Genomic DNA, 25,433 nt, shown 5'->3' with positions numbered 1-25,433 from the left:
GCCAGTACAATAGGCGGGTAACTTCCGGCCGCTTTGCTTATTTGCCACACTCTGAACCTTTTTTATGAAACAAATTCCCGCGTTTTCACCTTTATTAGCCCATTTTGACCATAATGAACTTCTGGCTTCCTTATTGGCCTTAGTGGCGGGCAGTCCCGTGTATTGTGTCGATAAGGGACAGCATATCCTGTATTGGAGTGAGGCGATGGCGCAATTGACGGGCTTGCCCGCTTGCGATGTGGTGGCTAAGCGGTGTGCGCCGGAATATGCCATCACCACCGAGGAAGACGGGCAGGTGCTTAGTTTAATCAATAAAGACGGGCAGACGGTTTGCCTGAAAAAATCCGTGCAGATGGTATATGACCAGTATGGGGCAGTCAGCGGCGGCTTAGGCTTGTTAAACGCGTGTGGGCAAGCGTTGGCGAAGGAGGCCGTGCCGAGCATCCAAAAAACCACCAAGCAAAATTTTTACGGTATCATCAGCCGCTCCCCGGCCATGCAGGCAGTGTTCCAGATTATCGAGAACGCCGCCGAAACTACGGCGACCGTGCTGGTCAGGGGCGAAAGCGGCGCGGGCAAGGAATTGGTGGCGCGGGCTATCCATCAGCTCAGTGCGCGGCGTAACGCGCCATTTTTGGCGATCAATTGCGCCGCCTTATCGAGCAGTTTGTTGGAAAGCGAATTGTTTGGTCATGTGCGCGGGGCGTTTACGGGGGCGGTTAAGGATCATCATGGCATGTTCCAGCGGGCGCATGGCGGCACTTTGTTTTTGGATGAGGTTGCCGAGTTGCCGCTGGATTTACAGGCTAAGCTGTTGCGGGTGATACAGGAGCGCAATTTTATTCCGGTCGGCGGTGACCGTTCGGTGAGCGTGGATGTGCGTCTGGTCGCCGCTTCGCACCGCTCATTGCGCGAGCAGGTCAAAAAAGGCGAGTTCCGCGAAGATTTGATGTACCGCTTGCGGGTCGTGCCGATTTTTTTGCCGCCCTTACGCGAACGCCGCGAGGACATCAGTTTGTTGCTTTGGCATTTTATCCAAGTGCACAATGGGGAAAATCTGCGCAAAATTGACAAAATAGATCCTTTGGCGATGCGCTTGTTATTGGATTACGCTTGGCCGGGCAATGTCCGTGAACTGCATAATGTCATTGAATATGCGTTTGCGGTCGGACGCGGTTCTATCTTGAAAGTGGCCGAATTGCCGCCGGAATTTCGCGAACCCACCAGCACCGAATCCCCAGCCATTGCCCCGCTGACGAATAAGTTGCGTTTGTCTGCCGAAGAGGAGGCCGTCGCTATTCGCCAAGCCTTGCAACAAAGTAACGGCTCGCTAGGCCATGCTGGGGATTTGCTGGGTATGAGCCGTGCGACCTTATGGCGTAAGCGCAAGCGCTATGGCTTATGAGAGGGGAGTTAGGCAATCAGATTGGTCATCCGCGCCAGAAACTTTTAAAATGGCGTTACATAGAATTATTTTTTTGAGAATCATTTACAATGTCTTTACCCATTCAAGATTACGCCTTACTCGATGATGACGAATGCGATGTGCGGATTGCCGCCGCTAAAGCGCAGTTAGGGTCGCGCTGTGTGATACTCGGCCATCATTATCAACGCGATGAGGTGTTTAAACATGCCGATTTCTCCGGCGATTCGTTAAAGCTGTCTAGGGATGCGGCAAACTCGGCGGCGGAATATATCGTGTTCTGCGGGGTGCATTTTATGGCGGAAGTGGCGGATATTTTATCGCGCCCCGAACAAATTGCCATTTTGCCGGATTTGGCGGCGGGCTGCTCAATGGCGGATATGGCTAATTTGCTGAAAGTGCAAAAGTGCTGGGCGGAATTGGCGCAAGTGCTGGATGTGGATAGCCAAATTACGCCGATTACCTATATCAATTCTGCGGCGGATTTAAAGGCTTTTTGCGGCCAGCATGACGGGATTGTTTGTACCTCGTCGAATGCGCAAAAAATCCTCGAATGGAGTTTTGCCCAAAAACCGAAAGTGCTGTTTTTCCCTGACCAGCATTTAGGGCGCAACACGGGCTACCGGATGGGCATTCCGTTGGAGGAAATGGTCACTTGGGATTTTAACAAACCGATGGGTGGTCTGACTGAGGCGCAAATCCTCAACGCCAAAATCATTTTGTGGAATGGCCATTGCTCGGTACATCAGGCCTTTAAGCCGGAGCAAATCGACAATTTTCTGGCGCGTTATCCCGAAACCCAGGTCATTGCCCACCCCGAAGCGTGTTTTGAGGTGTGCCAAAAAGCCGATTATGTCGGTTCTACCGAATATATTTTAAAGACTGTCCGCGCCGCCGCACCGGATACGCGCTGGCTGGTGGCGACAGAATTGAACTTGGTCAACCGCCTGCATGAAGAATGCAAAGGCGAGGGCAAAAACGTCCATTTTATGTCGCCGACCTTGTGCATGTGTTCGACCATGTTCCGCACCGACCCGCAACATTTGGCATGGGTGTTGGAGAATTTGGCGGCGGGTGAGGTCATTAATCAGATTGCCGTCCCTGCCGATGTTGCCCAGTTTGCCAAAAAGGCCTTGGATGCGATGTTGGTGGCGAGTTAGTCTTTTCGCCAAGCAGGGTTTGGCGGCATAGCGGTACTGGAAAAACTTGGGATAGGGATAATTAAACTATTATAACGGGTTGGAAATTATGATTTTTATAAAAAGAAACGACAGAATTCCGTCAACAGCACAAGCCTCCGCCGTGTTAGCCCGTCAGGGGGGTAAGCCATGACCATGACCGTCGCCGAACTTAACGTCCTGCACAGCCATATTGATTCGGCCAGCAACTTTTTGGAATTTGGCGCAGGAGCCAGCACCTTGTATGCGGCCAGTGTGCCGTCTATCCGGCAAATAGACTCGGTGGAGTCGTCTGCTGAGTTTGTTGACGAAAACCTTAAGCCCAATCCGGTGATTTCCGAAGCCCTCAGCGCCGGACGCTTGTTGTTCCATATCATTGACATAGGCAAGACTTTTTATTGGGGCTATCCGGCGAGTTTTTGCAAAAAACATGTCTGGCCGGATTATTCCTTCCGCATTTTCCGGCAAAAAAGCGAGCATGATCTGGTGTTGATAGATGGGCGTTTCCGGGTCGCCTGTACGCTGAACACCATTTTAAACACGCCGGAACACTGCAAAATCCTCATCCATGATTTTTGGAACCGCCCACATTACCATGTCGTTTTAAGCTTTCTGGAAACCCAAGCCGAAGTGGATACCTTAGGGGTGTTTACGAAACGGGCAGGGATTGATCAGCGTCAGGTCAAGTCGTTGATTGATAAATATAAGTATTTGCCGCGTTAACGGCGGTTTGAGGGGTTGTGGCTACTCGGTTGGCACTTTCCGCGTAGGTATAGCTTGTTCATATCGGCTTTTTTTCTTCAATCAGGACGGTATTATGAAACAAGGCGTTTTTTTGATAGGGATTATCCCGTGTTTGTTGGCTTGCAGCACAACGGATGACCCTCAGTCGGCGGCTTATAAAGAGCAGGCTAGGCAGTGTTATGACGAGTCTAACCAACAGAAAGTGTCTACGCAGGTGCCTGGCGGTGCGAAGCCAGGTGGGGTGATTAAGGTGGATATTCCGCTGGGTAATAACTCTTACTTGTATGCAGACTGTATGTCGCGTAACGGTTATCAGGTGGTGTTGCCCGAAGTGCCTGTGAAAAAAGGCGGGCATGTCGTTCCTGGGGCGGCTGATAAGGATGGGCAGAATTTCCATTGGAGTGGTGGCCAACCTTAGGGGGGGGCTTTTGGCTAAGCTGAAAATTCTAGAATGTCGTGTTTTTTGTGGCGCATAAAAAATAATATCGGCATAGTTATTATCGTGCAGCGTTTTCATCGATGGGGCGCGGGCAAGATGCCCGCGCTCCTAGGCCTATCCCAGCAAGGTCTTAATCTCCGGCACACAAGAGCCGCAGTTAGTCCCCGCTTTTAAGCACCGCCCGACTTCTTGTGGCGTTTTCAGGCCTTGTTCCTGTATGGCGGTGCGGATGGTTTTTTCGCCGACATTAAAACAGGCGCAGACTATCGTGCCGACATCGGCAACGCCTAAGGGCGGCTTGCCGGTCAACAAAGCCCGCCGCTCGGCATCGCTTAAGGCGGCTTTGACAAACAGGCTGGTCAGCCAGTTGCGTTCGGGCAGGTTGGGGTGGGTGGCGATAAAGACCACGCAATCTAATTGCTGGCCGACTAGCCGGGCGGCGCGGTAATTGCCGTTGCTGGCATCTTGATATTCCTGCCATTGCCCCGTACCGTCTTCGCCAAGCTGGTTTTGCGCCCAGGCTTGCCAAGTGGTCGGCAGGTGTTCGCCGGCCAGTTCATAGCGGTAAAATTGCTCGCCCTTTACTTTTACCCAATACGCCGTACCGCTAAGGGTTAACGGTTGTCGCGCTAAGATAAACCCGTACCACGCCGCTGGGTAAGTACGGATCCGCGCGGGGGTGTGTTTGCATTCCGGTTGTTTGGAGACCGGGTCGACCGCCGGATTGACTAACGCCCCCATGCGCCCGTGGCTGGCATATTGTGCCGTCCAGTGCATAGGGACAAATAGGTTGCCGAGTTTTTGGCCGTCGGTAATGTGTACCCGTGCCGTCATGCTGCCCCAGCGGCTGTCTAGCGTCGCCAAGCTGTTGTGTGCCAGCCCGAAGCGTTCGGCATCGGTGGGATGTACTTCGACAAACGGTTCCGGTTTGTGCTGGTTAAGTTTGCTGGCAAGGGCGGTGCGGGTCATGGTGTGCCATTGGTCTCGCAGGCGGCCCGTATTTAAGATCAGCGGATAATCGGTATCGGGCAGGTTGGCGGGTGGTCTAGGGGTTATGGCGATAAATTGGGCTTTGCCGGAGGGGGTGAAAAACCGCCCGTCGGCAAACAGCCGCGCCGTGCCTTGTGGGTTTTCGGCATTGACGGGCCATTGCATGGGTTGGAAGTTATCGTAATCGGTTAAGCTGATGTCCGCGAACGCAGAGATGTCAAAATCGCGGCTGCCATGGTTTTCAAAGCCGGACAGGGCGGCGTGTTCGCGGAAAATCTCTGCCGGATGTTGGAAGGCGAAGGCGTTGCCAAAGCCCATGCGTTGGGCGACTTGGCAAATAATCCACCAATCCGGTTTGGCGTTACCCGCGCCGTTAAATAGATTGCGTTGCCGGGAAATCCGCCGCTCGGAGTTGGTCACTGTGCCGTTTTTTTCGCTCCAACCTTGGGCAGGCAGTAATACATGCGCTAGGGCGGTGGTGTCGGTGTCGGCGATACAATCGGAGACCACGACAAAATCACAGCCTTGCAGAGCTTGTTTGACTTTATCGGCATTGGGCAGGCTGACCACCGGATTGGTGCCCATAATCCAGACAGCTTTCACTTTCCCTTCGTAGATGGCATCGAATAGGGCTACCGCCGGTAAGCCGCCTTGGGCTGGGATATTATCGGTTTGCCAAAACCGCGCCACCCGGTCAATATCGCCAGGGGTGGCAAAATCCATGTGTGCCGCCAGTTGGTGCGATAAGCCGCCGACTTCGCGCCCGCCCATGGCATTGGGTTGTCCGGTCAGGGAAAATGGCCCCATGCCCGGTTTGCCGATGCGTCCGGTCGCCAAATGGCAGTTGATGATGGCGTTGACTTTATCAGTCCCCGACGTGGATTGGTTAACCCCTTGGCTGTAGAGGCTCATGACTTTTTCGGTGGCGGTAAACCAAGCGAAAAATAAGGCCACATCGGCAGGATTGAGCAGGCAATCGGCCGCCACTTGCGCCATATCGGCGCTGCTGGCGGCGGTTAGAGCTTCAGCAAAGCCTTGGGTGTGTTGTCGGATATAGCCGTCCGCCAAGGCCGAGGCTGACAAATGCGTGAGCAGGCCGTTAAACAGCGTGGTGTCGGAACCCGCCGCCAAGGGGAGGTGCAGGTCGGCAATATCGCAGGTGGCGGTGCGGCGCGGATCGATGACGACGATTTTTAAGCGCGGATTGGCTTCTTTGGCGGTGCGGATACGTTGGAAACTGACCGGATGGCACCAAGCGGTGTTGGAGCCGATCAGGACAATAAGGTCGGCGTGTTCGAAATCGGCGTAGCAGCCGGGTACGGTATCGGAACCGAAGGCGCGTTTATGCCCCGCCACTGAAGAGGACATGCACAAGCGGCTATTGGTGTCGATGTTGGCGTTACCGATAAAGCCTTTCATCAGCTTATTGGCGACATAGTAGTCTTCGGTCAGTAACTGCCCTGAGCCGTAAATGGCGACACTGTCTTTACCGTGTGCCGCTATGGTTTTGAGTAAGGTGTCGGCGACCAGATCCAAAGCCGCTTCCCAACTGGCGGTTTGCCCGTTGATGCGCGGCTCCAGCAAGCGCTCCGCCAGCCCGACGGTCTCACCCAGTGCCGAACCCTTAGAGCAAAGCCTGCCAAAATTGGCGGGATGGCTTTGGTCACCTTTAATCTGGATGTGGCGGTTACTGGCGCTAACTGTTGCGTTAACGCCGCAGCCTACGCCGCAGTAGGGGCAGGTGGTGTTGATGGTTTGGGTCATAATAAAAGTTTAGTCATTCGTATTTTGTTTTGGGGAAAAGCGTACGCGCGTCAGCCGTACTGCTATACCAATGGCTTACGCTGGGGGGAGTCCGTTTGCCTTTTTGCAATTCTGAAATGACGTTGGTATCTAGTAAATAGCCCACTTAAAGCTCCCTACCTACATCATACGGACGCGTCAAATCCTCATCTGTTAAGCCTTCGGTGATACCTGCCAATAAGGTTTTAAGGTCTGTATTGTGGGGTGCGGCTATTTCGTCTAATAACACTAAAACCCGCAAATTCACACCATCAGGTACGGAATCCGGCAAATGGATAGTATGGTTGACTGCGGTTGCTTCAAATTCAATGGCTTGCATGGTTGCTTCCTTCCTGTCGTGTAAGGTTTGTGCCGGAATATCTTGGTTTCGGAGCGTAACGCGTTAAGAGGGAGTGCATATATCTTTTAACATTTAATATTGGTATCTCTGTAACCCCCTCCCAGCCTCCCCTGTATGGACTGGAGACATAGGTAACACATGTTCGGGGACATGGGTAACACTTTAGAATGCGTGAATTTTAACCTACCGGAAAAAGTTCATGCCTTGGAAAGAGGTCACCCTAATGTCAGCCCGAAAAGAATTTGTCCTATTGGCCTGCCAAGAAGGGGCGAACATCCGCGCCTTGTGCCGACAATTCGTCGTAAAAATTAATATCGTCGACGGGATGGAAAGATAGCCGGTTGCAATTGAATTTTGCATGGCCTCTGCAATGCGGCTTAGGATAGCTGCTATGTCCTATTTTTACACGTATGTCGGCTGTACCCCTAAAAGGCACAACTGCCGTGCAGGCCCGCGTCAGGCTGAACAACAAATGGCTGAACGCCGTTACCTTAGTGCCGTCGGTAACAGGCCAGACCGCTAATGTATTGGCTTTGGCACAGTCGTCACTCGGTGAAGCAGTGGCATTATTTTCGGTACAGCCAAATGCCGCAGCGTTAGCCGATGTTCAAGCCAGCTTTTACCGTAACGGCCAGTGGAGCGTACCGGCCGCAATTCCCGCGACAACGGGAACAACCGTATTGAATGCCCAGGTGCGTTACGACGACCAGACCACACTCCCGGCAACGCCGACCGCAACCTTGGTTTGGGTTGAAAAAACCACCACCAGCACGACGGCCTCGTGTGCCATCATGACGGCACTGGGCAAAGCGGCGGGCGGCTGGGATACCCCCCAAAAAATAGGCGAGGGTTGCTATACCTTTATCCAACTTGCGGTGAATAAGCGCGGAGAGGCGGCAGTCGCGCTGGGCGCTCCGTCTAGAGCCATCCGGGGCGGCAGTCCGGCCATTGTTACCAGCCGGAATACCGCCGGGGTCTGGACGGGTTTGACTGATTTGGGTTCGCTGACCTATGGCACCCCTCCCGTCGTTGCCATTCCAGATAACGGTGCCGCCATCGCAGTGTTCAGCGATGCCTTGTTGGGTGTGCAGTGGTCACGCCGGTCGCCGACCGATGGGAGTTGGACAGCAAAAGCGACTATCGACGGCGGCGTTCCAGCCGTGCCTACGGGCATCGCCATGTCGGCCAAAGGCGCGGCGGTAGCGGTTTATAATAGCTATTATCCTGTTGTCGGCCCCGCCCCCCTACAAGCCGCCACCTTAAAGGCAGGTAGCAACATTTGGAAAATAGACCCTGTAGCCCCTTACATCACCGACCCGTCAGGCAATATAGGCAGTTTTCAGATAGCCGCCACACCCGCCGGTTCCTTTGTCGTCGGTTGGGTTGACAACTTCCCGACCCTGCCATTAGGTGTACTCGGCTCAAGCATGGGCGTATCGGTGCTTATGGCAGGCACAACGGCTTGGGTAAATACCACCTTGGATGGCGATATGACCGGCACTTACACCGAACCCAGCCCCACAGCGGTGGCGGCGGCAACCGGACGGGCGGTGACGGTATGGAACAACACCTATTACGACCCTAGCTTTACCTACACCTACAGTGAGATTAAAGCATCTGCCAGCTCAATAAAATAGTAGCCCAATCATATTGGAATTACGCAGTTGTTCAGGCTTACGCGCATTTACAAGTGATAGACGATGCCCACAACTGGCCGCTTTAACCGACCATAACGAAGCGGGCTTAGCCGCGATAGTCCCCGCCGCTGGCGGGTGGCGGGAAGGGTGCAGATTCGGCTCTGTACTATGGGGAATGTGTCGCCATAGCCGATACGTCCAATAAACTGACCACATTTAAGCGTAAGGCTAAGCGGGTCAAGGCTATGTCACTGTCCACGCCCAGCTTGCGCTTAATCAGATAATGGCTGTTACAGACAGTTTTTGCACTGATGTTCAGGATTTGGGCAATCTCTTCGGCACTTTTGGCTTCGACCAGCAAGCGTAGGATCTCAAACTCGCGCACGGTTAAGGACTCTAAGGCCATGCGTTCGCCGCCCACTTGCGCCAAGGCTAACGCCTGGGCAATATCGGCACTGAGGGTAGGGTGGCCCGCATAAACATCGTGGATAGCCCGCAATAATTCCTCTGGCGGGCTGCTTTTGGTGATATAGCCTAACGCTCCCGCGCGGGTGGCTTGTAAGGCAAAGCTGGGTTGTTGGTGCATACTGAACACCAGTATTTTGGCTTTGGCATCACGCTGTTTGATACGCGCGATCACTTCCAAACCGCTGATACCCGGCAACGACAAATCAGTGATGACCACATCCGGGCTATGTGCCTTGAAGGCTTGGTACGCTTGGTTGCCGTCAGCGGCTTCGGCGACCACCTGCAAATCGCTTTGCTTTGCCAACAACGCCAGATAGCCGGCGCGGACAATGGCATGGTCGTCCACTAATAAGATGCGGATACTCATAAGGCGGCTCCGGTGGTTGTCTGCAAAGGTAGGCTAATGGCGACTTGCAAGCCTTGCGGTTGGTTAAGCCGGAAGCTTAACTGCCCCTGCAAGGCCGTGACCCGCTCACGGATACCCAGCAAACCGATGCCGTTCGTTGGCGGCAAGGGCAGGTGGCTACTGCTGCCGTTATCGGTAACGGTTAAATCGACCGTATCCATACCGACAGCCAGCGTCAGGTCGGCGGTGGTGGCGGCGGCATGTTTGGCGATATTGGTCAGGCATTCTTGGCTGATACGGAACAGGGTCAGCGCCAAGGCTTCGGGCAAGCATCCGCAAGCGCCGCTGATGGTCAGCCGATACTGGGTTTTAGTGCCGCTATGGGCATTCCAATTGGCAATTAAGCCCTGCAAACTGGCGGCTAAACCCAGTTCGTCAAGTTCGGCGGGGCGTAAGCGAGCCAATAAGCTACGGACGCTGTTGAGCATGTGTCCGGTGATTTGGCTGATGTGTCCGGTGTCGGCCAAGATTTCCGGGCAGTGTTGCGCCGCCGTTTGGGCAATGGAAGCCGTCACCGCATTAATAGCGGCCAAACATTGGCCAAATTCATCATGCAGTTCCTGCGCCAAATAACGCCGCTCTTCTTCTTGCAGATTCAGCAATTGCACTGCTAGCCGTTGGCGTTCGCCGAGCAATTGCGCTTGGCTGGCCGCCAGTTGGTTAATGGCTTCGGCAATGCGTTGCCATTCAGCTAAGGCAAACGGCGGCAAGCGGTAGGCCAACTCACCCCGTTCCAGAGCCGCCAAGCCTTGCACAATGGTCTGTGCCGGATACAGGGCGCGGCGGATGCTCAGATACACCAACACGCACACAGCAAACACCGTCGTTACCGACAGCCCCAGCAAACGGCGGCTATTCTCCCAGGCTTGGGTGACTTCCAAATCGGCACTGGGTGTTACCGTCAATAGGCCATAAGTCCGGCCATTCAAGGTAATGGTTTGCGTCATTGCCAAGCCGGGGGTAAAAAACCAGCGGTACAGGGTGGTAAAATAAGGCGGCACAGCGGGGCTGGCAAGCTCTTCGCCCGTGCATAAACTGTGTGCCTGTTGGCTATTAGCGGCGGTAAATTTGACACAAAGCCCCGCGATTGGGCGGGTCTGTTTCCACAAGCTAAAATCAGGGAATGGCGACGCGCCAGTAAAACCGCTGCTGATTTGCAATTGCTGGAAGCTCAGTTGCTTAGCCAAGGCTTCGGTAATACGCCAAGTCGCCTGTTTGGCGGTGCGGTCATTGTCAGCCAACACATAAGCCGTACTGGCCAATAAGCACAGTAAGGCGACGGCGACAATTCGCGATAACAAATGATGGAGTAAGTTCATGAGGAGAAAACCCAGCAGCCCAGACAAGCCACCATTCTAAGGGTAGGGCGGTGATCTGGAAAGCGGGGGGAGTAACGGCGGGCAAATTGCCCGTGTTTTTCGGGCAAATCTCGGCTTACGGCGGCGGGCTAAGCCTTTACACTGCGCTTGTCCTAAACCTAACCGTGAGCAACCCACCTATGGCAACGCATTTATTTGACGATACTCTTATCAACTGGCAAACCCTTGACGGCTTTGCCCATTTAGCCTATTACATCCTGAATATTGACGAAGCGAACACCACGATTGACGTGTTGTTTAAGTTTACCGCCCAACAACAGATTGTCTTGCATCGGCATAAAGCCTTAAACCATACTTTTGTTATCCAAGGCGAGCATCGGCTGTATCGGCCAGACGGTACGCTGAAAGAAGTGAGGGGCTTGGGCAGTTATACCGTCAGCCCGCCTAGCAACGACCCGCACCGTGAAGGTGGCGGGCCTACCGATACGGTAGTCTTTTTTAGCATACGCGGCAGCACAGGTGTGCTATACGAAATTCTTGATGACGACCAACAGACTGTCGCCAGTCTCAGTATGGCCGATTTTATCAGCCTGTACCAAAACCAACCTGCCTTAGGAGCCGTATCATGAAGCCTTTTACCGTCGCGGCAATTTTTTGGGCAGTGTCCGCACTTTTCAGCCCTTGTAGCGCAGCCAACCAACGCATTGCGGTTTTGGCGTTTGAACTGGACGACATCAGCTCTTTACCCAATACCCCGCAAGAGCAACAGCGCACGGCGGGGTTCCGGCCTTTGTTAGAGGCGGCATTACAGCAAGCCGATAACGCTTATGACGTGGTAACCATTAGCCCAGAACGCCAAGCCGCCGCTAACGGCGGGTTCGGGTATTTGTTCCATTTCTCTGATCTTGCCGCCCAATTAGGCCATCAAGATAATGCCGATTGGGTTATTGTCGGCCAACACAGCAAGCCCAGTTTTTTGTATTCCTATCTCAAGGTGCATATTGTCAACGCCAAAACGCAAACGCTGGCCGCCAGTGTCGATATTGAACTGAAAGGTAGCCACCCAAGCGTCAGCGAACACGCGGTTAGCGCGTTGGCGAAAAAAATCAGCGCAATTATTGGCAAATAATGACAACACGAGGCAGATAAAAACCTTGTGCCACTGCTGGGCTAGCGTTATCTTAACCGGTTTTAGCTTAACCTAACAGGCCAACAGATAACGATGGGCTTTACACTCGATAAAATAGTACCGTGGGGACGGTCATATCACGAATATGTCAATATGTTTGCGCTGGGCGAGGCCGACCTGCAACAGCGGATACTGGGCTGTGGCGACGGCCCCGCCAGTTTTAACGCGCAATTGACCGAACGTGGCGGCGATGTGGTTTCGCTGGATCCGATTTATGCGTTTGGCCGCGCCCAAATTCAGACCCGTATTGCCGAAACCTATCCGGTGGTCATGGCGCAAACGTTCAAAAACCAAGACAATTTTGTCTGGGACAGCATCACTTCGGTAGAGCAGTTGGGGCAAATCAGAATGTCGGCGATGGCGCTATTTCTTGCCGATTTCGAGGCTGGCCAACAGGCGGGGCGGTATGTCACCGGGGAACTGCCGTCGTTACCGTTTCCCGACCAAAGTTTTGGGCTTGCCTTATCGTCGCATTTTCTGTTTTTGTACAGTGACCATTTGTCGGCGGAATTCCATATCCAAGCCTTATTGGACATGTTACGGGTCGCCAAAGAAGTGCGGGTATTTCCATTATTGTCATTAAATGGTTCGCCTTCCCCGCATTTGCCGATAGTCAAGGCTAAGCTTGCTGAACAAGGGTTTAACAGTGAAGAAAGACGGGTTGATTATGAATTTCAACGTGGTGGCAACACACTATGGGTGCTAAAACCCTCTTGAAAATGTATTAAATTGGTGCAAGCAACCCGGTTGCGCTATTATCCGCACACTTTTAACCTGAAAGGAATAAAAACATGGCTAACGCAGTAAAAACCACCCATCATGGCGGTTGTCCGCATGATTGTCCTGACACCTGCTCTATGGTGTTTGAAGTGACCGACGGCAAATTGACTGGCGTTAAGGGTAATGCCGAGCATCCGATGACGCGGGGTGGTTTATGCGTTAAGTTAAAGGATTACGAAAAACGCCATTATCATCCCGACCGCTTGTTATACCCAATGCGCCGTACTGGCCCTAAAGGCAGCAAACAGTTTACGCGTATCAGTTGGGATGAGGCGTTAGATGAAATAGTCAGCCGCTGGCAAGCCATTATTGCCGAACACGGCCCACAAGCGATTGTGCCGTACAGCTATTTGGGCAACCAAGGCTTGGTGCATGGCCTGAACGGCGGCGATGCGTTTTTTAACCGCATGGGTGCGACCGTCACCGAGCGCACCTTTTGCGGCGAAGGCTCCAGTACCGCGTGGTTACTGACCGTAGGCCCAACAGCAGGCGTAGACCCCGAAAGCTTCATCCATGCCAAATACATTATTATTTGGGCTTGCAACTCGGTCAGCACCAATTTGCACCATTGGCATATCGTCAAAGAAGCCCAGAAAAAAGGCGCGAAAGTGGTGGTGATTGATGCTTACGCCTCAAAAACTGCCAAAGAAGCCGATTGGCATATCGCCCCCAAACCGGGTACGGATGGGGCATTAGCTATGGCGATGATCCATACCATCATCGAAGAAGGCTTGCTCGATCAGGATTATGTCGATAACTATACCGTTGGTTTTGACGAACTGAAAGAACGCGCCCAAACCCGCACCCCCGAATGGGCGGAAACCATTACTGGCATACCCGCCGCTACTATCCGTACCTTAGCCCGCGAATATGCCAGCACCCAGCCAGCGGCGATCCGCTTAGGTGTAGCCTTAGAGCGGCATAAAGGCGGCGGGCAGACCATCCGCGCCGTCAGTTGCCTACCCGCATTGACTGGCGCGTGGCGTTATGTCGGTGGCGGGGCCTTGCAATTTCCGGTCTGGGAGCATCCGTATAAATTTGACGTGATTTGCCGCCCGGACTTAATCCCCGAAGGCACCCGCGTCATTAACGCCTTACAGTTAGGCCGCGCCTTGACCGACCAACCACCCGCTGGCGCACCGATTAAAGCCATGATGTGTTGGAATGCCAACCCCGTTACCCAAGCCCCGGAAACCGATAAGATTGTCCAAGGCTTATTGAATGAAGACCTGTTCTTAGTGTCGGCAGAACATTTCATTTCCGATACCGCCGCGTATGCCGATATTCTGCTGCCCGCCGCGATGGGCGCGGAAATGGAAGACATGATTCTGTCATGGGGGCATTTATACCTGACCTATAACGCCAAATGCGTGGAAGCCCCTGGCGAGGCCATTCCCAATAACGAAATTTTCCGCCGCCTCGCGGCCCGTTTAGGGTATCAGGAAGAAAATTTCCGCTGGTCTGATAGCGAATGTTTGGAGAATTACGTCGATTGGAATGCCCCCGCTTGTGAAGGCATTGATCTGGCGTATTTGCGCGAACACGGCTTTGCCCGCCTGAAGGTCGGTACCAAAGATGACCGCGCCCCCCATAAATCGGGTAACTTCCCGACCCCGTCCGGCAAATGCCAACTCAAAGCCGAAGGGGCGACCAACTTTGTCGCCGGCCCGTTCCGGCAAATGTACGACGGCTTCCAGTCAGGTGAGCTGTTAGATCCCTTACCCGATTATGTGCCGTCGCGGGAAACTCCCGCCACCAACCCTGAACTGGCCAAAAAATTCCCCTTAAGTATCGTGTCACCGAAAAGCCACGGTTTCCTTAACTCCTGCTACGCTAATATGGCGCAGAAAATCCAAGGCCAAGGCGAGCAATTTGTCCTGGTCAACGCCCTTGATGCTGACGAGCGCGGCATTAAGCACGGCGATAAGGTACGGGTTTTTAATGATAGGGGCGCGTTTGAAGGCGATGCCAGAATCACGGCTGATGTTAATCCGGGTTTGATTGTGGCGACCTTGGGCTATTGGCGGCAATTAAACACCGGCACGGTGAACAGTATCAGCTCGGCTGAATTGGTCAATATGGGCAACGCCCCGTCTTTTTCGGATAATTTGGTGCAATTGGAGGCGGTGGCTTAGCGACGGGCAGAAAAAAGTTGGTCAATATACACAGAATGGAGTGCAATGGCCTTTAGCCATTGCACGATAGGCATAGACAATGTTTTTGGAGCGCGGGCATCTTGCCCGCGCTCCGTTTGCCCGAATTATTTCCCACTTATTCCTTCGCTTGCCGTTCGCCATCAGCAAATCCTCAATACAATGCCGTAGCATTACCAATTGCGTTATATAATTAACTATATAACAATACAGCATACCCCACATGTTTATCCGGCAAATCCATTACCTACTCGCACTCGCCAAAACTGGCCATTTCGGACGCGCGGCTGAAATTAGCCATGTTTCCCAACCCGCCTTGTCTACCGCGATACAGCACCTTGAAGAAGAACTGGGCATTACCATTATTAAGCGCGGCCAGCGTTATCAAGGTTTTACCGAAGAAGGTGAGCGGGTTTTGCAATGGGCGCGTATTTTAGCCCAGAATTGGGAAGGGATGCGCCAAGCGGCTGCCCAGTATAGCCAACAACTGACCGGGGTTTTACGGATCGGCGCCATTCCGACCACGCTGGCCGTCACTCCGCTGTTAACCGGCCCCTGGCAAGCCGAATATCCCGGCATCGCCATCAAACTGGTATCACTGTGCGCAGAAGAATTGATGCGCCAACTCGATAGCTTTGAACTGGATTTAGGGTTAACCTATCTGGAAGACCACAGGCTCAAGGGCTTTAAAACCTTACCGCTATACCGGGAGCGGTATGTGGTGCTGGCGCGTAATCCTGCCCCCAGTTTGCTTAACAAGCCTTTGGGGTGGGGCGATATTGCCGGATTCCCCTTATGTTTGTTGACCCAAAATATGCAAAACCGCCGCCTGATTGATGCCGCGTTCCGCGAAGCCAATGTCACCCCCAATGTCATGTTGGAAACAGATTCCATCTTCGCGCTCTACGCCCACGTCCGCAGTGCAGGCCTTTACAGTGTCGTGCCGCACAGCCTGTTAAGCCAGTTTGAGCTTCATCAGGAAGTCACCGCACTAGCGCTAACGCCTGAGCTAGCAAGGGAAGTAGGGCTGATTGTCCGCCGTCAGGATTTGCTGTCCCCCATACAGGATGCCGCTTGGCGCATAGCCCAACAGTTAGATTTGCAACAGCGGTTTGATTCATTGATCGCTATAGGGAAGCAGCCATCGCAATTTTTAACGTAACTTACCTTCAAAGCAGGACAGATTTATGAACAGACGGTATCGCGCCCTAGGGTCTTTGCTTATGATAGGTGTTTTAGCCGTCGCGGTTTGGGTGTTTCTGAATCCGGGCTTGCTGGAGGGCAAAAGCCGTAATCCTTCCTTGAATAAAGCGGCTGTCAATGCCGATACCCCTTATATCGTCTTAGGCATGGGCTGTTTTTGGGGGGCTGAAAAACGTATGCAAGCTTTAGCGGGCGTATTGGATGTTGAGGCGGGTTATGCGGGCGGCGACCTTGTCCAACCCAGTTACCAAACGCTCCATGACACCGAAGCCGCCATACAGGAAGGTAAGGCCATAACCAACCATGCCGAAGTGGTTAAAGTTTATTACGACCCCAAACAAACCAGCCTTGAACAAGTCTTGATCCAGTTTTGGGAAAACCACAACCCCGCCCAAGGCAATCGCCAAGGCAACGATATTGGCAGCAACTACCGTAGCGCGATCTTTTACCGTACCGATGAAGAACGCCACTGGGCAGAGCAAACCCGCGCCATCTACCAAAACAATTTAGCAGCGGCAGGCATTGCCCTGCCCATTACCACTGAAATTGCCCCCTTAAAAAACTATACCTCCGCCGAAAGCTATCATCAGGATTATTTAGAGAAAAACCCGCTGGGCTATTGCGGTTTGGGCGGGACCGGCATCGCCTATGCCGACCCCAATAAGCCCATGCAGGGCGGACATGCCCAGAGCGCACAACTAGCCGCAAACCCTGGCGGCGCTGGGCAAAGTTGGCAAGCCATCGTGCTTAACAGCCAAGAGCAACTGATTGTCTTTGAAAGCGTTGACTGCGGCTATTGCAAGCGATTCGACAAAGACGTGTTGTCGGTTTGGCACAACCCCTTGCCCATTGTCGCCACCTATCTGACCGCACCGCCTAAGGGCTGGACACTTAATCAGGCATTATTCGCCACCCCCACCATGGTTTTGTTTCAAAAACAACATGAAGTGGCCCGCTATACGGGCTATCAAGGTGCGCAACCATTTTGGCAATGGTTAAGTGAGGCAACGGCCAAGTAGGCGAAAAGGGCAGGGGGCTGCTTTACTGCCTACCCAATTATGAGCTTGGCAGATGCCTATTTATGGCCTTCCCGGTAGTCGCTAGGCGAACACCCGAAGTGCTGCTTAAACAGGCGGCTAAAATGAGACAAATCGTTAAAGCCCCAGCGAAAGGCGATGTCACAGATGCGGTGTCCGGCATGGATAGGGTTTAACAGCTCTTTCCGGCAACTTTCCAGCCTGCGTTGCCAAACATAACGCATCAGTGAATTGTCCTCTTCTTTAAACAGTAGGCTGATATACCTAGGCGACAGGCCTGTACCTGCACTGACAGCGGCGGGGTTTAAGCTTGGGCAAGACAAATTATTTTCTATAAACGCCTTAACCCGGTGCAGTGCCATAGCGCGGCTTTTGGACAGCTTGAAATGGCTAGGCCGCACGGTGGCCAGTGCCAGCACCAACAAATCCAGCGCGTGTTCGGAGAGCAGGGAAAACTCCCCCGCCTGTAATTGTTCGGCTTGATGGGCGCAAGAGCGGATAAAGCCAGCCGCTACCGACCCGATCCCCAGCCGCCCCGGAATGTGCAATGCCGTGCAGTGTTCGATGCCTGCAACCCGTTCCCTGAGCAAGGGGCGCGGAATGGAAACCAGCAGTTTTGAGAAGGGCTGCGGACAAACGATGTGATGCGGTAGCGTGGCATCGTATAAGGTCATGTCGCCGGGCTGTAAAAAAACTTCCCGGCCATTTTGCAATAAGCGGTAGCAGCCGGACAAATGGATGACGGCGAAATAGGCATCCTGGCTGATCAAATCCGGCTCGCGCGGCAAGCGTTGCAGGGTAATGGCATCGGAGCGGATGACCGACAAACGGAGTTGCTCCCAAGCATAAATAACCATCTCGTTAAACACCCCGGCATCGGGCGGCGTAATCTCAACATTGGCATATTCCCGGCCTATCACTTCGCGCAACCAGTCTAGCCGCTCAGGCGGCGCAAAATCTTCGGTTGAATATTTCACGCCCCGTGTTGACGGCATTGCTTCCTTTAAGCTGTGCAAAAACCTCGTGTCAGTTGATTGCTGAGAGTATTCTTTACGGGTATTTTGGCATTGTTGCGCTAATTCTTTCACGTTTTTATGGGATTTTGTGGGTATTTACGGAATTTATCGGTTTAATTTCATTAACTTATAAATTCTGTAAATAGCCATTCCTAAATAGCCATTCCTAAATAGCCATTCCTAAATAGCCATTCCTAAATAGCCATTCCTAAATAGCCATTCCTAAATAGCCATGCACCGGCATATTTGCGCATGACTTGAGCGCAAAGCCGATTCGTATTTTTGGCAGCACCGCAAGTATAAGCCAAGAGCTAGAGGACCGGTAAGATAGTATCGCCTAGCTACTATACTTTTGTTTTTGTATTGGGGCGGTTATCATGCAAATATTCAAAAATAAATACCTCCTGCTAATTATTTGCTTATGTGACTTGCCTGTCAACCACCGCCCCTTCAACCTACCTTTTTTTGTAACTGGCTAACTGTTTCAGCTAGTTCGTTCAGTCGTTTTTCTTTTTGTATAGCTGATAAAATCTCTTGTTGCTGTTCTTTGTTTAAGTCTCCGTACAATTGCACAATCACTTGCGCCTGATGCTCCGATATCGGAGTTAGCGGCTGTTTAATTCTGTACATATCCCCCTTTCCCGTCAAAAGCCAGTCTGTATTTACATCATCAAAGCTGTTCGCAATTCCGACAATAATGTCTGTAGATGGCTTTGTTTTTCCGCTTTCAACCTCCGAAAGCGTACTTCTTGAAACCCCTATTAATTCAGCAAATTCATTTTGCTTCAGAGACTTGTCTTTTCTTACCTTTAGAATTCTTTCGTTTAATGTTGTCATTCCGAATTTTCCTGTTGATTTGTTCGTAGTTACGAATTAATATGTTTCCAAGCTAGTCTAAAAAATAGACTAGCCGGACAAACAATAGCGAAAACCAGCCAACAAATCAAAGCCGAGGATTTTATGATCACAGAAACCGCCCGAGTCACCCTTCCTGCGCCACCAAAAAACCCAGTAACCCTGCGCGAAAAAGACATTACCGAAATAAGCCAAAGCGAAGACGATCGGCTTAAATTGCAAGTTGCCGACTTGCTTAAAAGAGAACAGCGCTTTGACATATTGCGTGATGCCGTTGTGGTAACGAAGGCCGGGGCAGGCATAACCCGGTTTGTTGATTTTGAGCTGGGGAAAAAATCAGGCTGGATACTGAATGACCTTGCCGCATCGCCTAGCCTGCATTTATTTTTAGGTGAAGCCAAGGAAGAAGCCCTTGCCGCCCTGGAGCAATACGCCGTCGACAACGGTATTTTCGCCCTTGACCCATCACCCCTTATAGATGCCGCCATGCGCTTCTATAAGGCCATACCTGCCGATAATTTTGTACCTCCCACTACAGAACCCGCCAAGCAATATCGTATGGTCGAGTGGGAAAACGTCGGCCATGTGGTGTATGAGTTGGACACAAGCCTATTAACAGAAGAGTACCTGAGCCAAATTATCGCCGCTTGCCGACAATACCCCTGCAATGGTCTGACCGATGATTACATCGAAGAAACAGGCCTGTTTACCTGCGCCCTGCAAGCGCTTACCGACATTATCTTGCGGTTTGAGCTGTATAACCGCAACGCCTTGACCTACTTCTTGACCGGAGGATTTACCTTGTTGCCGCCTTTGATTGGCCAGCACGGCATTAGGCTGGTTGAAGTGGATGCCTCAGAGCCTACGCTGGACAATATTTTTGTTGGCCCAGCTTACCGATAAACACTGATAAACAGGGAGATTTACCATGCAAGTCACCACAGGCAAGCCCCTTGTTGATGCAGTTCGGGCAGGCTTTGTCCTTAAAGGCACATCGTTTAATCGGTATTGCCTGGATACGGGCGTAGACCCCAGCTATGCCCGTCGGGTGTTGATGGGGATAACTAACGGCTCTAACGGTCTGGAGCTGGTTGCTAAACTGATAGAAGCATCCAATGCCCAGCCTGCCACCGATAAGGATTGCGAAGATGAGCGTCAGGTGGCTTAGCGTGAAAGAGTTGATGCGGATGACAGCAATGTCTCATACAAGCCTTAGAAGAGCCATTGCGGCCAAGTGCTACAAAAGACAAGCCCTTGTCATCCGCCAAAGCACCCAAAACAAAGGCAAGCCCGCTTACCTTATCCTTTGGGACGTAACCAACAATAAACCCGCCACACAAGAAGAAGCGGAAGGATTAGAAAATGTTGAAGTTGTCATCCCCACACTTATGCAGCCTGATCGGCGCGTTATGGTCAATTGCGGTGCTGGTGCGCCTGAGTCCTTTGTTGGGCTTAAGTCCCCGCCACCCGCCGCTACAGGCCTTGAAGACCTGCTGTCCGCCGCTGTGGTGGTCGGCATGGCGGAAAGTAGTACGGCCAACCTTACGCCACCACCAGACCTTCTGTTACAAACGCAAGCAACTGCAATACTTCCGCGAAAAGATATGGGTGTAGAAACCGTATTGGTCGGCGGCAGGTTGGTTGACGCACAAACGGGCGAGATCATGCAGGGGCAACTGGACCCCGTAGAGTCCGCTGATTTTGAAACCCTGCTGCACCGCAAGTTGCTGGGTAAGACAGGCGATAACAAACGCGCCTTAGCGCTGTATTACCGCAAACGCTATGCCGAGCTGGGCGTGATACCCAGAGCCTTACTGGACAAGCATCAGGGTATGGACGGCAGGGCTTGTGCTGGCAAGAAAAGCAGCCTGCCGGAAGCGGTTATCACCCGCTTTATCGAACGGGTAAAAAATGCCTGTAACCGCCAAAGCAGTGAGTTTATCACCCGCAAGCGCCGCCGCATTGGGGTTTTCCAGCTGCTGTTGGAGCAAGAGTTCGATTGCGCGATCACCGAAAGCCAACTGCGGTCAGTGGTGAGGGCGCATGACCTTAAGCATTACCTGAAAGGCGGTGCCGACGATGATGCCGATGTCAAGCCGCCGAGCTTTTGGGAGGCTGAAGACGTGGGCGCATTGGTGATGATGGACGGGGTCAAGTCGCATTTCTTCAAAATCCTCCATGAGGGCAAGTGGAAAACCGTGGTGTACATCGAGTTTTTTGACATGGGCAGTCGGGTGATGTTGGCGATGCGGGCCTATTTGTCAGAAAGCAGCGAGAACTCCATCGACATCTTCAAGCGGTTTTTGGCCGGCAATACGTTTGTGAAAAAGCCGATGGCTTTGAGGCCAGATAATGCGGGCGGATTTTTAAACCTACGCCGCCCCATGAATGAACTGAACACCGGCTCGCAATGGACAACCGGCTATTCCTACCCGGACGGCTTTAAATTCATCGACGATTACGCACGGGCAGGTGAGCCGCGTGACAAAGCGCACCTGGAGGCATCGCACAAACGTTTCCACGACTTTGAAATGATCATTATTGACCGTTTTAAAGACAGGGTGTCGAAAGTCGAGCGGGTGATGTGTAAAAACGGCGACAAGATGGAGGAAAAGGACATGCACTATCTGGCTATATCTCTGGAAGAACTGAACGCCAGCGGCCTGACCGAGCATTACATGCACCTGCACAACAGCCGCCAACACCGCTTTACCGAAAACGGCAAGCCTGCCAAGTGGATACCCAACGAGCGTTGGAGTGAGTATTTACGAGCGTATGAAGGCAGCACCTTCATTTTCGCCGCCAAAGATATAGAAGCCAGCACCCGCTATGGCTACGAAAAACATACCGCCACCATCAGCAAGAAGGGGGTCATCACGTTCCGCACCGGTAAGTATTACGTTGACGACCGCCAATTGTGGAGCAACCAAGACAGCACCGACATAACAATCAGCTTGATCGATAACAAGCTGGCGATTTTTAACCGCGACAAAGACGGCAAATTTCTGGGCGAAGCCTATCCGTTAGTGTCGCCCACCAAATCGGCCAAATTAGCGGATAGCCGCAAGGCCAAAATAGACAAGATCGACTCGGAGTCCGAAGCCACCCGCATCGCCAGCCGGTTAAGCAGTAAAGAAGATGGTTTTGAAATGTTGGTTGACCAAAAGATGCTCAACGAATACGTCAAAAAAGGCCTGACCCTGACGATAGCCAATGAGCTGCTGGACAAAGAGTCCGGCAAGTATGCGATGGCTCCCGGCACTGTGATTGGGTTCAGATTGTTTTCGTCGGCTGTCAAGCGGTATCTGGATGAGACTAACCCCACCAAAATCCTGCCGTATGCAGGATAACCCTAGAAAAAAGGAAATATTATGTTTGTGACCGATGAAGCCAGGGCGCATTGCCTGGGTGCGATTAGGAGCCATATTGACCGCAAGGACAGTCTGCTGATCACCGCTAACTATGGCTGTGGAAAAACCGCATTGCTTAAGCAGATGAAAAATACCTCGACCACGGTCAGGGTGCGTTCGCTGGGCAGCCTTTATCAGCTGCTGGCCAGGATTGCAGGGGTTAAGGATGCCAATCCACGTCACAAAGACCGCTATCTTGATTACCGCTGCGAGCATCCGGCCACCATTATTATTGATGAGGCCCAGGACTTGCCCCATGCGATTTATCCCTATCTAAAGATCGTCATGGACGCGGGCAGCAGCATTATCTTGGCAGGCCTGCCGGAACTGTTCGATGCGCTGAAAGACCGCCACCCGGACGTAAAAAGTCGACTGACCCATATCAAGTTGGAGCCATTGACTGAGGGCGACATGTTTAAGCTTGTTTCGGACGACTTTGACCCTGATGCGTTCAGCATCATTTACGGCTCAAGTTTCGACATGCGCGAAATGATGAGCCACATCAAAAATTGCCGCGATTACATCAAGGCCAACAACATCACTACGGTGGGCATTGACACCGTGATGAAATTTATAGAGTAGGTGCTATGGCAAAAATACAACCCACCCAAAACTTGGAAAACTCCGTGCAAATCACTGACCGCCACATGATGTCATTGCAGGGTTTTTTCCAGCTTGCCCGCCGTGCCGATGCGCCGCAGCCTGTGCTGTTGGGGGATAAAGGCACGACGCGATACTGGGATCGCGAAGAAATAGATGCCTTTCTCTGTAAGGTGCGGCCATTTGATACCTTATCGGCCTTGCGTTCGCTTCGCCAAATGGCCGCGCTATCCGTTAAACAAAAAGGAGTCCGCAATGACCGAAGCCGAACTTAAAAAAATCGCCAGAAAAATAGCCGCCTGCCTAGCCTTGGCAAATTCAAGTAACTCAGGAGAGGCCGAAGCCGCTAAGCGTCAAGCCCAAAAACTGCTGGAAAAATACAATCTGACGGCGGCGGATGTCGATGCGGCCTCTGTTAAAGAAACGCTCAGTAAGTCAGGCGGCAAATATAAGCCACCCACTTACTTGTGCAGCCTAGCTGCCATCATCGCCAAGAGCTTTGGTTGCGGTTGGGTTTTCAAGTCGGGCGGCGGCTATTCAGCCAGCACTACTGTATTTATTGGTATTGGCGCAAAGCCCGACTTGGCGGCTTACACGTTTGACGTGCTGCGCAGACTGCTTAATAAAGCCAAGACAGACTATACCGCCACCCTAAAACGCTATAAACCTGCTAACAGAACCCGCATGGCCGCGCTGTTTTGTGAGGCGTGGGTATGGCGCATATCGGAGCAGGTGGCTGATTTTTCCGGTACCGAGCAAGAAAAGACCGCCATCGCCGCCTATAAAACTAACAAATGGGGCGATAAGCTAAAGATCGACAACAGGGCCGGCGCACAACCCAAAAAAACCAGCGACCATAATGCCATTGCTGCCGGGATTAATGCCGCAGCGGATGTAAAGCTGCATAAACCCGTGCAGGCCAAAGCGGCCAAAAAACCCGCCTTGACTGACCAACGTCAAGCGGAGTTGTTCTGATGTCTGCATCTACCCCTAAATACATCATTGAACTTTACGAACTACCAGCCCCGGTGACTGGAGAAAAGCAAGTCGGCTACCGGATCATCGGCAACTTTACCGCATCTTCTTTGGTGACAAAAACAGACTATCTGATATGCAGCTTAGCGGAAACGCTTAAGCATATCGGCATAAAACACGATTCTATGATTATTGAGGAAACCCATGAAAACCACTAACCCCATTTCATCCAGCCTTGCCGCCATACGCGGCATTTATTCCGCCGTGATGCAGCAAAAAAAACAAGCCGAACAACAGCGCACGGAAGCTGTCGCCATCACCTTTTTGCTTGATGCCAAAGGTAGGCAGTGTCCGCTAGACATTATTGGTGCCGTTGATCTCGCCCGCCACGATCTGACTGGCCAGCATATTAAAAAAGCCTTGGAGTTGTCCGCCCTGATTGAAGCGTTCAAGCAGGAAGTGTTTTCGGATATAGAGGCCTTTGTTGAAATCAGCAACAACGAACACGGGGCCAAAATAGGCATTAGCGAAAAGGACAAAAAGCCTTGGAAGGGCAATATTCAGCTAATTAATTACAGCTCCACGCAAAAAATCAATTTACGCATTCAGGATAGGATTGCTTTTACCGAAAAACTGAACTGCGCCATGCAAAAGCTTAAAGGCCTAATCAAAGATCATAGCAGTGACGTAGACGAAGTGATTAAGGTGTTGATTAATGAGACCTTTGAAGTTGACAAAACTGGCTATATTGACGCTAAAAAAGTGCTGGAGTTACGGCGCTACAAAATTAAGAATCCTATCTGGAAATCAGCAATGGAAGACATTGCCGACAGCATTCAGGTTGTCGGCAGCAAGTCTTACCTGCAATTCTGGTACCGCGACACGCCAGAGGCCGAATGGATCAGTATCCCACTGGATATTGCGAGACTGTAATCATGGCTGATGACGTTGATTTAGTGACAAGCAAGGCCGAGTTTGAGCAAAAAATAGCCTTGTACGGTAGCCACCGCGATGAACCAAATGCGGTGGCCACCGGCAAATGCCTGTTTTGTGATGAACCCGTAGAGCCTGGCCGTCGCTGGTGTAATGCCCAGTGTTGTAAAGACTGGGAACTGGAAAACCAATAAATTGAGGGGATGCTATGTCTGAATTTGTGATGGGTGAAAGTGGGCGCACTGGCTTTATGCCTTGGTCTGATGCGCAAAAAAAAGAGATTTATCCGGCGCTGTTTAAAGGCAATGGCGGCGGGGCGGTAATGGCGCAATGCCATCCTGACGGGCTGCACATTTTAAAGCTGAGCGAGGTAGAGTTGGGGCGTTATATGGATGCCGTATCCAAGGCACTTGGCAAGCCAGTTAAAAGCATACAACTGACTGGTCACGAAGCTTTTGTGCAGATAGAAAAAGACCTATTTGATAAGTGTTCGGCTTCTGCCACTGATGAGCCTGCGGATTTTTTGGGGCGGTAA

27 protein-coding genes are annotated in these 25,433 nt (G+C 52.1%); 21 read left to right on the top strand and 6 right to left on the bottom strand.

Features of this window, described 5'->3' with window-relative positions:
* The first annotated feature begins 64 nt into the window (after positions 1-64).
* The 4 genes from CEK71_RS13710 to CEK71_RS13695 all read left to right on the top strand — a co-directional run bounded on the left by CEK71_RS13710 (position 65) and on the right by CEK71_RS13695 (position 3,763).
* Complete coding sequence (locus CEK71_RS13710; RefSeq protein ID WP_088619916.1) at positions 65-1,405, top strand: sigma-54 interaction domain-containing protein; 1,341 nt, start codon at positions 65-67, stop codon at positions 1,403-1,405.
* Positions 1,406-1,494: 89 nt separating this feature from the next.
* Positions 1,495-2,583: a quinolinate synthase NadA gene (gene nadA / locus CEK71_RS13705; protein ID WP_088619915.1), complete on the top strand. Its 1,089-nt coding sequence runs from the start codon at positions 1,495-1,497 to the stop codon at positions 2,581-2,583.
* Positions 2,584-2,751: 168 nt separating this feature from the next.
* Complete coding sequence (locus CEK71_RS13700) at positions 2,752-3,324, top strand: hypothetical protein (RefSeq protein ID WP_088619914.1); 573 nt, start codon at positions 2,752-2,754, stop codon at positions 3,322-3,324.
* Positions 3,325-3,418: 94 nt separating this feature from the next.
* On the top strand, positions 3,419-3,763 hold the full coding sequence (locus CEK71_RS13695) for a hypothetical protein (RefSeq protein WP_088619913.1): 345 nt from the start codon (positions 3,419-3,421) through the stop codon (positions 3,761-3,763).
* A gap of 135 nt (positions 3,764-3,898) precedes the next feature.
* Here CEK71_RS13695 and CEK71_RS13690 read toward each other — a convergent pair whose 3' ends face one another.
* Both CEK71_RS13690 and CEK71_RS13685 read right to left on the bottom strand, forming a co-directional pair.
* Positions 3,899-6,538: a nitrate reductase gene (locus CEK71_RS13690; protein WP_088619912.1), complete on the bottom strand. Its 2,640-nt coding sequence runs from the start codon at positions 6,536-6,538 to the stop codon at positions 3,899-3,901.
* A 145-nt stretch (positions 6,539-6,683) separates the two neighbouring features.
* The gene (locus CEK71_RS13685) at positions 6,684-6,896 is read right to left on the bottom strand and encodes a hypothetical protein (RefSeq protein ID WP_088619911.1); all 213 of its coding nucleotides are present in this window, start codon (positions 6,894-6,896) and stop codon (positions 6,684-6,686) included.
* 431 nt (positions 6,897-7,327) lie between these two features.
* On the opposite strand from CEK71_RS13685, the gene CEK71_RS13680 reads away from it, so the two are divergent.
* Positions 7,328-8,554 carry a hypothetical protein gene (locus CEK71_RS13680; RefSeq protein ID WP_088619910.1) on the top strand — a complete coding sequence of 409 codons (1,227 nt, stop codon included), beginning with the start codon at positions 7,328-7,330 and terminating at the stop codon, positions 8,552-8,554.
* A gap of 166 nt (positions 8,555-8,720) precedes the next feature.
* On the opposite strand, the gene CEK71_RS13675 is transcribed toward CEK71_RS13680, so the two are convergent.
* Positions 8,721-9,389, bottom strand: a complete 669-nt coding sequence (locus CEK71_RS13675) for a response regulator (protein ID WP_088619909.1) — start codon at positions 9,387-9,389, stop codon at positions 8,721-8,723.
* Positions 9,386-10,747, bottom strand: a complete 1,362-nt coding sequence (locus CEK71_RS13670; RefSeq protein ID WP_088619908.1) for a sensor histidine kinase — start codon at positions 10,745-10,747, stop codon at positions 9,386-9,388. Before CEK71_RS13670 ends, CEK71_RS13675 begins: the two co-directional genes overlap by 4 nt.
* 179 nt (positions 10,748-10,926) lie before the next feature.
* Here CEK71_RS13670 and CEK71_RS13665 point away from each other — a divergent pair, with 179 nt between their 5' ends.
* The 6 genes from CEK71_RS13665 (at position 10,927) to msrA (ending at position 17,091) form a co-directional block, all read left to right on the top strand.
* Positions 10,927-11,376: a cupin domain-containing protein gene (locus CEK71_RS13665; RefSeq protein ID WP_088621619.1), complete on the top strand. Its 450-nt coding sequence runs from the start codon at positions 10,927-10,929 to the stop codon at positions 11,374-11,376.
* Positions 11,373-11,876: a DUF2380 domain-containing protein gene (locus CEK71_RS13660; RefSeq protein ID WP_088619907.1), complete on the top strand. Its 504-nt coding sequence runs from the start codon at positions 11,373-11,375 to the stop codon at positions 11,874-11,876. The genes CEK71_RS13665 and CEK71_RS13660 overlap by 4 nt, the downstream gene beginning before the upstream one ends.
* Before the next feature lie 93 nt (positions 11,877-11,969).
* A complete protein-coding gene (locus CEK71_RS13655; RefSeq protein WP_088619906.1) occupies positions 11,970-12,653 on the top strand; it encodes an SAM-dependent methyltransferase in 684 nt (227 codons plus the stop codon).
* 74 nt (positions 12,654-12,727) lie between these two features.
* Positions 12,728-14,851, top strand: a complete 2,124-nt coding sequence (locus CEK71_RS13650) for a molybdopterin-containing oxidoreductase family protein (protein WP_088619905.1) — start codon at positions 12,728-12,730, stop codon at positions 14,849-14,851.
* A 241-nt stretch (positions 14,852-15,092) separates the two neighbouring features.
* Positions 15,093-16,031 carry a LysR family transcriptional regulator gene (locus tag CEK71_RS13645; protein WP_088619904.1) on the top strand — a complete coding sequence of 313 codons (939 nt, stop codon included), beginning with the start codon at positions 15,093-15,095 and terminating at the stop codon, positions 16,029-16,031.
* Between the two features lie 25 nt (positions 16,032-16,056).
* On the top strand, positions 16,057-17,091 hold the full coding sequence (gene msrA, locus CEK71_RS13640; RefSeq protein WP_088619903.1) for a peptide-methionine (S)-S-oxide reductase MsrA: 1,035 nt from the start codon (positions 16,057-16,059) through the stop codon (positions 17,089-17,091).
* Positions 17,092-17,147: 56 nt separating this feature from the next.
* On the opposite strand, the gene CEK71_RS13635 is transcribed toward msrA, so the two are convergent.
* Positions 17,148-18,086 (bottom strand): helix-turn-helix domain-containing protein, encoded by a 939-nt coding sequence (locus tag CEK71_RS13635; protein ID WP_232463642.1) that lies wholly within the window; start codon positions 18,084-18,086, stop codon positions 17,148-17,150.
* A 489-nt stretch (positions 18,087-18,575) separates the two neighbouring features.
* Positions 18,576-18,962, bottom strand: a complete 387-nt coding sequence (locus CEK71_RS13630; protein ID WP_088619901.1) for a helix-turn-helix domain-containing protein — start codon at positions 18,960-18,962, stop codon at positions 18,576-18,578.
* A gap of 123 nt (positions 18,963-19,085) precedes the next feature.
* Between CEK71_RS13630 and CEK71_RS13625 the strand changes: the two genes are divergently transcribed.
* Genes CEK71_RS13625 through CEK71_RS13585 form a run of 10 tightly spaced genes read left to right on the top strand, consistent with a single transcriptional unit; the run spans position 19,086 to position 25,433 of the window.
* Positions 19,086-19,883 (top strand): hypothetical protein, encoded by a 798-nt coding sequence (locus CEK71_RS13625; protein ID WP_088619900.1) that lies wholly within the window; start codon positions 19,086-19,088, stop codon positions 19,881-19,883.
* A 25-nt stretch (positions 19,884-19,908) separates the two neighbouring features.
* Complete coding sequence (locus CEK71_RS13620) at positions 19,909-20,148, top strand: hypothetical protein (RefSeq protein WP_088619899.1); 240 nt, start codon at positions 19,909-19,911, stop codon at positions 20,146-20,148.
* Between the two features lie 28 nt (positions 20,149-20,176).
* Positions 20,177-22,330: a hypothetical protein gene (locus tag CEK71_RS13615; protein WP_088619898.1), complete on the top strand. Its 2,154-nt coding sequence runs from the start codon at positions 20,177-20,179 to the stop codon at positions 22,328-22,330.
* 21 nt (positions 22,331-22,351) lie between these two features.
* Positions 22,352-22,972, top strand: a complete 621-nt coding sequence (locus CEK71_RS13610) for an ATP-binding protein (protein WP_088619897.1) — start codon at positions 22,352-22,354, stop codon at positions 22,970-22,972.
* Between the two features lie 5 nt (positions 22,973-22,977).
* Positions 22,978-23,265 carry a hypothetical protein gene (locus CEK71_RS22670; RefSeq protein WP_157679258.1) on the top strand — a complete coding sequence of 96 codons (288 nt, stop codon included), beginning with the start codon at positions 22,978-22,980 and terminating at the stop codon, positions 23,263-23,265.
* Positions 23,246-23,965: a DUF2786 domain-containing protein gene (locus tag CEK71_RS13605; protein WP_157679256.1), complete on the top strand. Its 720-nt coding sequence runs from the start codon at positions 23,246-23,248 to the stop codon at positions 23,963-23,965. Before CEK71_RS22670 ends, CEK71_RS13605 begins: the two co-directional genes overlap by 20 nt.
* Positions 23,965-24,183 (top strand): hypothetical protein, encoded by a 219-nt coding sequence (locus CEK71_RS13600; RefSeq protein ID WP_088619895.1) that lies wholly within the window; start codon positions 23,965-23,967, stop codon positions 24,181-24,183. Before CEK71_RS13605 ends, CEK71_RS13600 begins: the two co-directional genes overlap by 1 nt.
* Positions 24,170-24,898 (top strand): DUF3164 family protein, encoded by a 729-nt coding sequence (locus CEK71_RS13595; RefSeq protein WP_088619894.1) that lies wholly within the window; start codon positions 24,170-24,172, stop codon positions 24,896-24,898. The genes CEK71_RS13600 and CEK71_RS13595 overlap by 14 nt, the downstream gene beginning before the upstream one ends.
* Before the next feature lie 2 nt (positions 24,899-24,900).
* On the top strand, positions 24,901-25,092 hold the full coding sequence (locus tag CEK71_RS13590) for a hypothetical protein (protein WP_088619893.1): 192 nt from the start codon (positions 24,901-24,903) through the stop codon (positions 25,090-25,092).
* A 14-nt stretch (positions 25,093-25,106) separates the two neighbouring features.
* On the top strand, positions 25,107-25,433 hold the full coding sequence (locus CEK71_RS13585; protein WP_088619892.1) for a hypothetical protein: 327 nt from the start codon (positions 25,107-25,109) through the stop codon (positions 25,431-25,433).

The organism is Methylovulum psychrotolerans, from assembly GCF_002209385.1.
Lineage (GTDB): Bacteria > Pseudomonadota > Gammaproteobacteria > Methylococcales > Methylomonadaceae > Methylovulum > Methylovulum psychrotolerans.
This window is presented reverse-complemented; position numbering and strand designations above follow the sequence as displayed.